At 70.5% G+C, this 8,509-nt stretch carries 7 protein-coding genes and 1 pseudogene; 3 read left to right on the forward strand and 5 right to left on the reverse strand.

The genetic code is table 11. The annotated features are described in order from the left end of the window. The 3 genes and pseudogenes from DI272_RS08795 to DI272_RS08805 form a co-directional block, all read left to right on the forward strand. Window positions 1-139, forward strand: a pseudogene (locus DI272_RS08795) (formyl-CoA transferase); the annotation flags it as partial. Window positions 140-268: 129 nt separating this feature from the next. Continuing rightward, entirely contained in the window at window positions 269-1,660 is a 1,392-nt protein-coding gene (locus tag DI272_RS08800; protein ID WP_109494804.1) for an OFA family MFS transporter, read from the forward strand. Window positions 1,661-1,694: 34 nt separating this feature from the next. Further along, a complete protein-coding gene (locus DI272_RS08805; RefSeq protein ID WP_181387127.1) occupies window positions 1,695-3,089 on the forward strand; it encodes an OFA family MFS transporter in 1,395 nt (464 codons plus the stop codon). Window positions 3,090-3,163: 74 nt separating this feature from the next. On the opposite strand, the gene DI272_RS08810 is transcribed toward DI272_RS08805, so the two are convergent. The 5 genes from DI272_RS08810 to DI272_RS08830 are packed head-to-tail and all read right to left on the reverse strand — an operon-like array spanning window position 3,164 to window position 8,390. Beyond that, complete coding sequence (locus DI272_RS08810) at window positions 3,164-4,195, reverse strand: sugar phosphate isomerase/epimerase (protein WP_109494805.1); 1,032 nt, start codon at window positions 4,193-4,195, stop codon at window positions 3,164-3,166. Window positions 4,196-4,255: 60 nt separating this feature from the next. After that, window positions 4,256-5,662, reverse strand: a complete 1,407-nt coding sequence (locus tag DI272_RS08815) for a nucleotide pyrophosphatase/phosphodiesterase family protein (protein WP_109494806.1) — start codon at window positions 5,660-5,662, stop codon at window positions 4,256-4,258. Next, a complete protein-coding gene (gene eboE / locus DI272_RS08820) occupies window positions 5,659-6,819 on the reverse strand; it encodes a metabolite traffic protein EboE (protein ID WP_109494807.1) in 1,161 nt (386 codons plus the stop codon). The genes DI272_RS08815 and eboE overlap by 4 nt, the downstream gene beginning before the upstream one ends. 3 nt (window positions 6,820-6,822) lie before the next feature. Continuing rightward, on the reverse strand, window positions 6,823-7,680 hold the full coding sequence (locus tag DI272_RS08825; RefSeq protein ID WP_109494808.1) for a TatD family hydrolase: 858 nt from the start codon (window positions 7,678-7,680) through the stop codon (window positions 6,823-6,825). Continuing rightward, complete coding sequence (locus DI272_RS08830; RefSeq protein ID WP_109494809.1) at window positions 7,680-8,390, reverse strand: EboA domain-containing protein; 711 nt, start codon at window positions 8,388-8,390, stop codon at window positions 7,680-7,682. The genes DI272_RS08825 and DI272_RS08830 overlap by 1 nt, the downstream gene beginning before the upstream one ends. Between the last annotated feature and the right edge of the window lie 119 nt (window positions 8,391-8,509).

The following is an 8,509-nucleotide window of genomic DNA, read 5'->3' on the forward strand; positions in this document are numbered from 1 at the left end:
CCCCCTCAAACTCTCCGACTCCCCCACCCGCATCACCCCCTCCCCCCTCCTCGGCCAACACAACGAGGAGATCTACATAGGCGAACTCGGCCTGGGGGACGAGGAACTGCGCCTGCTCAGGACGAGCGGGGTGATCTGACGTGACGTGAGTGAGCGAGGGGACGACCGACGGTGCGCGTCGGCCGGCCCCGGGACCCGTGTGCGCACGAAAGGCATTTGGACAGGGGGCGCTGGCCAGATCTTTCGACGCAAGGAGTGCAGGACCAAGATGACAACCATCGACTATTCGACATCCGTGCCCTGTCGCGAGGTGACGGACCGCAATGGCCGCGTGTACCGCATCGGGGAGTCCGATGTGGACATCATGGGCCGCAGGCGCAGGTGGATGGTCATCCTGCCGTGGGTGGGCATGATGGGCATCAGCTCCGCCGAGTACGCGTTCACGTCGGCGGAGGACACCCTCCACGAGGCCCACCTGTGGAGCAGCGGCCACATCTTCTGGCTGATGGGCGTCTGGGTCTTCTTCCAGGCGGCCGTGGCCTTCCCCGCCGGTCAGCTGCGGGAGAGCGGCAAACTTCCGGCCCGTACGGCGATGATGCTCGGCGCCGTCGGCACGATGCTCGGCTACCTCTCGCTGGCCTACGCGCCGAACGTGCTCGTGGCCTACTTCGGCTTCGGCATGTGCAGCGGTATCGGCGCCGGTCTCGTCTACGCGACCTGCGTGAACATGGTCGGCAAGTGGTATCCGGAGCGCAAGGGCGGCAAGACCGGCTTCGTCAACGGCGGTTTCGCCTACGGCTCGGTGCCCTTCGTCTTCCTCTTCACCTCCTACATGGACCTCAGCAACTACCAGACCGTGCTCGCCACCGTGGGCGTCGGCCTGTGCCTGGTCGTGGCGACGGCCGGCTGGTTCTTCAAGGACCCGCCGAAGAACTGGTGGCCCGCGCACGTCGACCCGCTGAAGGTCACCGACGACCCGAAGATCCGCCGGGCGCTGGAGAAGAACCCGCCGTCGCCCAAGCAGTACACCCCCAAGGAGGCCTCGCGGCAGCCCGTTCTGTGGATGATGTGGTTCTGCCTGCTGTGCACGGCCGGCATCAACATCTTCGGCATCGCCTTCCAGGTGCCGTTCGGCAAGGACATGGGCTTCGCGGGCGGCATCGTGGCCACCGCCATGTCCCTGAAGGCGATCGTCAACGGCACCGGCCGCGGCGTGATCGGCTGGATCTCCGACCGCTACGGGCGCCGCAACACGCTGATCATCGTGTGTCTGGTGCTGGGCACCGCCCAGTTCGGTGTGCTGGTCTCCGGCCAGATGGGCAGCATGCCTTTCTTCCTCTTCTGCTCCATGGTCTCCGGCTTCGGCGGCGGCGCGATCTTCCCGCTGTTCGCGGCCATGACGGCGGACTACTTCGGTGAGAACAACAACGCCTCCAACTACGGCATGGTCTACAGCTCGAAGCTCATCTCCGGCCTCGTGGGCTCCGGGATGGGTGCGGTCGTCGTCGACGCATGGGACTACGAGGGCGCGTTCGTCCTGGCCGGCAGCATCGGCCTGGCCTCCGCCGTGCTCGCCGTGTTCCTGAAGGCGCCCGGCACGCCGAGGACCAGCCGCGGTATCGCTCCCAACCCCCAGCCGCTCGGCGAGGAAATGGCCTGACAGCCCTGGCCTGACACGGAGGAATTGCCCAGCAATGACGGCAGATCCGATCGCGAAGAACAGCACGTCGACCAACCCCGATGCCGCACACCGTCCCTACCGAGAAGTGACCGACGCGCACGGCCGCGTCTTCCGCGTCGGTGAGACCGACCGGGACATCCTCGGTCACTCCCGCAAGCTCATGGTGTATCTCCCGTGGATCGCCATGATGGCCATCAGCGTCTTCGAGTACGCGTACGGCTCGGCGGAGGACACCCTGTCCCACGCCCACGGCTGGACGCAGAGCAACACCTTCTGGATCCTCAGCGTGTGGGTCTTCTTCCAGGCCGGCATCGCCTTCCCGGCGGGCTGGCTGCGGGAGAAGGGCCTGCTGACGGCTCGCAGGGCCATGTACATCGGCTCAGGACTGTGCCTGGTCGGGTTCCTCGCCCTGTCGCACCTGAGCAACGTCTGGCTGGCGATCCTGGGCTTCGGCGTCGTCGGGGGCATCGGCGCCGGTCTCGTCTACGCGACCTGCATCAACATGGTCGGCAAGTGGTTCCCCGAACGCCGGGGAGCGAAGACGGGGTTCGTCAACGGCGGCTTCGCATACGGGTCTCTGCCGTTCATCTTCATCTTCAACTACGGCTTCGACACCGCGAACTACCACCGGGTCCTGGACCTGATCGGCTGCTACATCATGATCGTGGTCTTCGGGAGCGCCTTCTTCTTCAAGGACCCGCCGAAGAACTGGTGGCCCGCGGACATCGATCCGCTGACGTACGCGGGCAACGGCAAGAACGCCGCGAGTCTCGCCAAGAACCCTCCGGCGGCGAAGCAGTACACGCCCAAGGAGGCTGTCAGGACCGGCATGCTCCCCCTGATGTGGGTCCTCATCGTGATGACCGCGGGAGTGTCGATCTTCGGCATCTCCTTCCAGGTCGACTACGCCAAGGAGGTCGGCTTCGGCCCGCTGGTCGCGGCGTCCTCGATGGGTGTCATGGCGGTCATCAACGGCATCGGCCGCGGTGTCGTGGGCTGGCTGTCCGACAAGTGGGGCCGCAAGCAGGCGCTGGTGTTCGTGATCGTCACGCTGGGGCTGGCCCAGTTCGGCGTGATCTGGGCGGGTGACGTCAGGAGCGAGGCGCTGTTCCTGTTCTTCGCCTTCCTCTCCGGCTTCGGCGGCGGCGCCTTCTATCCGCTCTTCGCGGCGCTCACACCGGACTACTTCGGGGAGAACTACAACGCCACCAACTACGGACTGGTGTACAGCGGCAAGCTGATCAGCGGCCTGTTCGGCGGCGGACTGGGCTCCATGGTCGTCGCGGCCTGGGGCTACGACGGGGCGTACGCCCTGGCCGGCGCCGTCTCCATGGTGGCGGCGGTGCTCGCCCTGCTGCTGCGGCAGCCGGGCCGGGCGCGGGTGCCGGGCCCGGCACCGGCGGCGTAGCGGCACGCGCGCGTGAGGAGGCCCTCCCCGGATCGGACATCGGGGAGGGCCTCCTCACGCACGTCCGCGGTCGCTCAGCACTTCTCGCGCAGGGAGTGCAGGTACGCGCTGGAACGCCGGGCGAAGGTGAACGACTCGGCGGGCTGGTCGTGTTCGGCCTGCCAGTGGTGGGCCAGGCGTTCACCGCGCAGCCGGGTGACGGCGGAGATGAAGCGCTGGTAGTCGATGTCGCCGTCGCCGACGTCGGTCATGCGGTAGCCGTAGGTGTCGGCCGGGTCGCTGACGCCGTCCTTGACATGGAACAGCGGGTAGCGGTGGGGCTGCTTCAGGACGTAGTCGAGCGGCTCGAAGGGGGCGGGACTGCCGTCGGGGCGCTTGGAGAAGCGGAACTGGCCCGAGTAGGCCCAGAAGATGTCCATCTCCAGGAACACCAGGTCGGGGTCGGTCTCGGCGAGCAGCACGTCGTAGAGGCGGACCTTGGGGTTGTCGGTGGCGAAGGAGAACTCCTCGGAGTGGTTGTGCTGGTAGAACTTCATGCCGCGCGCCCTGGCCGCCGCGCCGTAGGTGTTGAACTCCTCGGCCGCCCGCTTCCACGCGTCGACGGTGGAGCCGTAGCGGAACGGGCCGGAGGCGGTGCCGATGTGCTTGAGGCCCAGGGCCTGGGCGTCGTCGAGGACCTTGGTGAGGTTCTGGGCGAAGGTGTAGGCGTTCGGGTCGTCGGACCAGTAGCCGACGTGGCTGCCGATCGGGTTCAGCCCGTGGTCCCTGGCCAGCCGCCTGAGCTGGGCGAGGGTGATGGGTCCTGCCGAGCCCTGGGTGTAGCCGGCGAACTCGACCTCGTCGTAGCCGTACTTCTCCAGTTCGGCGAAGACGGGGGCGAAGCCGAGGGTGGAGACCTTGTCACGGAGGCTGTAGAGCTGGATGCCGAGGCGGCCGGGGGGCAGGACGGGGCGGCCCCGGCCGGCGGCACCGGCTTCGGCCGCGGTCGCCGGAGCCGCGGCGGCGCCGAGCAGTGCGGCGGCGGTGGCGCCCGCGGCCACACCGAGCATGCCTCGTCTGCTGAGGCGGTGGGTGAGCTCGGGGTCGGGCTGGAACGTGCGGCTCATGTCCGGGTCTCCTCTAGGTCGCGGGGCGTTGTCAGTGGCGGGTGCTTCACTGGGGACAAGTCAGGCGAGTCCGGCCAGTTGCAGCAGGAGTGACTTCACATCGGTGGCCGCGACGCGGTCGCCGACGGCTCGGGGGGTGGAACAGATGAAGAGCGGACCTTCGTCGTCGTTGGCCGGAAGGCGGCCGTGGCTGCCGCGAATAGGCGAGGGGTCCAGGGGCACGACCGCCATGCGGTAGCGCAGGCCGAGCTTCTTGCGGGCCAGCGCGGTGGCCGCCTTGACCTTGACGTAGGGGTCGAGGGGATCCATGAAGAGCTCGACCGGGTCGTAACCGGGTTTGCGGTGGATCTCGACGAGTTGCGCGAAGTCGGGCGCGCGGTCGTCGTCGAGCCAGTAGTAGTACGTGAACCAGGCGTCCGGCTCCGCGACGGCGACGAGTTCGCCGGAGCGCGGGTGGTCGAGGTGGTGGGTCTTCTTGCCCTCGTCGTCGAGGAGTCGCTCGATGCCGGGCAGGCCGGCGAGGGCGGCCCGGGTCGCCTCCAGGTCCTCCGGCCGCCGTACGTAGACGTGGGCGATCTGGTGGTCGGCGACCGCGAAGGCGCGCGAGGCCATCGGGTCCAGGTACTCCATGCCGTCCTGGGTGTGGACCTCCAGCAGTCCGGCGCGGCGCAGGGCGCGGTTGATGTCGACGGGCCGGTCCGCGCGCGTGATGCCGTACTCGGAGAGCGCGACGACGGTACGGCCCTCCGCGCGGGCGTCGTCGAGGAGCGGGGCCATGGCCCGGTCCAGGTCGGCGGCGGCTTTCAGGGAGCGTGGGTCGTCGGGCCCGAAACGCTGGAGGTCGTAGTCGAGGTGCGGGAGGTAGCACAGGGTCAGGTCGGGGTGCCGGGTGGCCATGATGTGGCGGGTGGCGTCGATGATCCACTGGCTGGACACCAGGTCGGCGCCGGGGCCCCAGAAGTGGAAGAGAGGGAACGTGCCGAGTTTGCCGGTGAGTTCGTCGTGCAGGGCCGGGGGCCGGGTGTAGCAGTCGGGTTCCTTGCGGCCGTCGGCGTAGTAGACCGGCCGGGGGGTGACGGTGATGTCGGTGTCGGCGCCCATGGCGTACCACCAGCAGATGTTGGCGACGGTGTAGCCGGGGTGGGCGCGGCGGGCGGCGTCCCAGAGCTTGTCGCCGGTGACCAGTCCGTTGTGCTGGCGCCACAGGAGGACGTCACCGAGCTCGCGGAAGTACCAGCCGTTGCCGACGATGCCGTGCTCGGCGGGGTGGGTGCCGGTGAGGAAGGTGGACTGGGCGGCGCAGGTGACGGCGGGCAGGACGGTGCCGAGGGGGGCGTGGGAGCCCGCGTGGGCGAGCCGTTTGAGGTGGGGCATGTGGTCGAGCAGGCGGGGGGTGAGGCCGACGACGTCCAGGACCAGCAGAGGGGTGGGCGCCGCGTCGGGCTGATCGGTGCTCCGGGGGCTCATGGCAGCTCCTTCAGGCCGAGCTCGGTCAACAGGTCGCGGGCGAGGGTGAGTTCGGCGGCGATGCCGTCGGCGAGCTGGGTGCGGGCGCGGGGGCGCAGCTCCGGAGGGAGGGCCTGCCAGGTGTAGGTCTCGACCTCCAGGTGGCGGGTGCGCGGGTGCGGGCCGCCGACCAGCCGGGTCAGCGTGTCCTTCAGGACGGGGAGCGTGGAGGTGAGGGGTGCGGCGGGGGCCGCGTGCAGGGGGACGTGGAAGTGGGCGCGCCAGGGTGATCCGTCGGGGAGCGCCTCACCGCCGAGGGCCTCGCCGAGGTCGTCGGTGCCGCGCAGGCCGGCGGCGGTGGAGGTGCGGGTCTGGTGCAGGAAGCGGGGTTCGTCGAAGGCGGCGAGGGCGGCGCGGACCTCCGGGAGATGGGGGTGCTCGGCGTGCAGGGCGGCCGACAGCTGGGACTTGACGATGGTGACGCCGGCCGTGGTGAGCGCGTCGACGGCGGTGCGGGGATCCTCGAAGGAGGTGGCGAGGTGGCAGGTGTCGACGCAGATGCCGATGCGGGGGTGGGCGATCGCGGCGAGCGGGGCGAGGGCGTCGCGGGTGGTCTCGACGACGCAGCCGGGCTCGGGTTCCAGGCCGACACGGATCGAGCGGCCGGTCAACTCCTCCAGCGCGTCCAGGCGTTCGGCGAGGGTACGCAGGGGTTTCTCGGTGCGGTCGGCGTCCTGGGCGGTGCGCCAGGCGAGCGGCAGGGTGGAGATGCTGCCCTCGGTGACGTCGTCGGGCAGGAGTCCGGCCAGAACGCGGGCGAGGGCGGTGGTGTGCTCCAGGCGCTCGGGGTCGGCCCAGTCCGGTTTGTAGACGCGGTACTTGACCTCCTCGGCGCCGAAGCCCTCGTAGGGGAAGCCGTTGAGGGTGACGACCTCCAGGCCGCGGCGGTCGAGTTCGGCGCGCAGGGTGCGCAGGGCGGCCGGGTCGGAGTCGAGGGTGCGGGCGGCGTCGGCGGCGAGCCACAGGCCGATGCCGAGACGGTCGCGGCCGAGGCGGCGGCGGACGGGCTCGCAGTGGTCGCGGAGCTGGGCGAGGACGCCGTCGAGGGTCTCGGCGGGGTGGACGTTGGTGCAGTAGGCGAGGTGGACGGTGGAGCCGTCGGGGTGACGGAAGCGCATGCCCTACTCGCCCCCGCGCAGGATGGAGTTGCCCTCGTGGGTGGCGCCGACGGCCTGCGTGCCCGCCGAGTCGAGGGCGAGGCGGCCGCTGATCCCGTAGAAGGCGACGGGGTTGCGCCACAGCACCAGGTCGACGTCGTCCTCGGTGAAACCGGCGGCGAGCATGGCGTCGCCGACCCTGCGGGTCTTGAGGGGGTCGCTCCTGCCCCAGTCGGCGGCGGAGTTCACGAGCACCTTCTCCGGGCCGTACTCCTTGAGGATCGCGACCATCCGCTCCTCGTCCATCTTGGTGTCGGGATAGACGGAGAAGCCGAGCCAGCCGCCGCCGGCCTTGGCCTCCTTGACGGTGGTCTCGTTGAGATGGTCGAGCAGGACTTGCTCCGGGGGCAGGGCGGACTCCCGGACGACGTCGAGGGTGCGGCGCAGACCGGCCAGCTTGTCGCGGTGCGGGGTGTGCACGAGCGCGGGCAGCCCGTGGTCGGCGGCGAGCTGCAGCTGCGCGGCGAGGGCCGTGTCCTCGGCCGGGGTCATGGAGTCGTAGCCGATCTCACCGACCGCGACGACCTGGTCCTTGACGAGATACCGGGGCAGTTCGTCGAGGACGGGCACACAGCGGGGGTCGTTCGCCTCCTTGGGGTTGAGGGCGAGCGTGCAGTGGTGGGTGATGCCGTACTGGGCGGCGCGGAACGGCTCCCAGCCGAGGAGGGCGTCGAAGTAGTCGAGGAAGGAGGCGGGCGAGGTGCGGGGCTGACCGAGCCAGAAGGACGGCTCGACGACGGCACGGACGCCCGCGGCGTGCATGGCCTCGTAGTCGTCGGTGGTCCGGGACGTCATGTGGATGTGGGGGTCGAAGATGCGCATCAGGACTCCTCGCCGTCGGTGCCGCGCGGGCCGGGGTCGGCGACCGGTGCGGGTGGGGTGGCCGTGGGGTCGGTCAGGGCCAGGACGCGGTGCAGGTCCGGGGGGACGGAACGGCCCGCGGCGGTGCGTTCGGCGGCGTAGTCGCCGAGCATGCGGGCGAGTTCGGTGTCGGCGCGGGCGCGCCGGTCCAGGTCCGCCACCGCCTCGACGGGCACGCCGGTGAACAGGCACTTCAGTACGGCGTGCCGCCACTGGTGGGGGTCGAGATGCCGGGCCGTGTACGGGCCGACGGCGGCGGCGACGAGCCGGGTGTCGTTGGTGCGCAGGGCGTCCTCGACGAGGGGGAGCGCGTCCGGGCCCGGCACGAGGTGGGGCAGGACCTGGAGGACGGCGCGCCGTTCGGCGGCGGTGCCCTGCTGGTAGACGCGGGTGAGGGCGAGGGTGTCGGCGCGGGCCGCGTGCAGGATCAGGACGCGGGCGGCGTCGGCGTGCTCGGTGCCGCAGCGGCGTCCCGCCTCGGCCAGCCGCAGCTCCCACACGGAGATGGGGCCGTGGCCGCCGGGGTGGGCGGCGGCCTCGTCGAGGGCCTGGTCGAGCCAGGCGCGGGCGGCTCCGGTGAGGCGGGAGTCGAGGCGGCGGTGGAGGTCGGCGGGGCGGGTGCGGGCCGGGTCGTCGGTGCCGACGGCGCCCATGGGGGTGGTGGGGCTCATGAAGTGCTCCCTGCTGGGGTGGCGGAGGGATCGCCGGGAGGTGTTACGGGATCGGTGGGGGTGGTGGGGGTGGTGGGGGTGGTGGGGGTGGTGGGGGTGGTGGGGGTGGTGGGGGTGGT

It is taken from the genome of Streptomyces sp. Act143 (assembly GCF_003143935.1).
Taxonomy (GTDB): Bacteria; Actinomycetota; Actinomycetes; order Streptomycetales; family Streptomycetaceae; genus Streptomyces.